This window comes from Cognatundibacterium squillarum, assembly GCF_014652435.1.
Lineage (GTDB): Bacteria > Pseudomonadota > Gammaproteobacteria > Burkholderiales > Burkholderiaceae_D > Undibacterium > Undibacterium squillarum.
The window spans coordinates 1-673 of the sequence record NZ_BMYU01000019.1; the positions used below are offsets into that span (position 1 = coordinate 1).

Sequence of the window (673 nt, forward strand, 5' to 3'; positions counted from 1 at the left end):
AGCCTTACAGTCTCCAATGCAGTTCCCAGGTTGAGCCCGGGGATTTCACATCAGACTTATAAAACCGCCTGCGCACGCTTTACGCCCAGTAATTCCGATTAACGCTTGCACCCTACGTATTACCGCGGCTGCTGGCACGTAGTTAGCCGGTGCTTATTCTTCAGGTACCGTCAGCAGCTGTGGATATTAGCCACAGCCTTTTCTTCCCTGACAAAAGAGCTTTACAACCCGAGGGCCTTCTTCACTCACGCGGCATTGCTGGATCAGGGTTGCCCCCATTGTCCAAAATTCCCCACTGCTGCCTCCCGTAGGAGTCTGGACCGTGTCTCAGTTCCAGTGTGGCTGGTCGTCCTCTCAGACCAGCTACTGATCGTCGCCTTGGTGGGCTTTTACCCCACCAACTAGCTAATCAGATATCGGCCGCTCTGATAGCACAAGGCCCGAAGGTCCCCTGCTTTCATCCTTAGATCGTATGCGGTATTAGCTAGTCTTTCGACTAGTTATCCCCCACTACCAGGCACGTTCCGATACTTTACTCACCCGTTCGCCACTCGCCACCAGGTGCAAGCACCCGTGCTGCCGTTCGACTTGCATGTGTAAGGCATGCCGCCAGCGTTCAATCTGAGCCAGGATCAAACTCTTCAGTTCAATCTCTGTTGGTGTCTTTCGACTG

Annotated in this window: 1 rRNA gene; it reads right to left on the reverse strand. The window is 53.6% G+C overall.

The features are described 5' to 3' along the window. Positions 1-648, reverse strand: a 16S ribosomal RNA gene (locus tag IE092_RS18635); the annotation flags it as partial. Positions 649-673 lie beyond the last annotated feature (25 nt).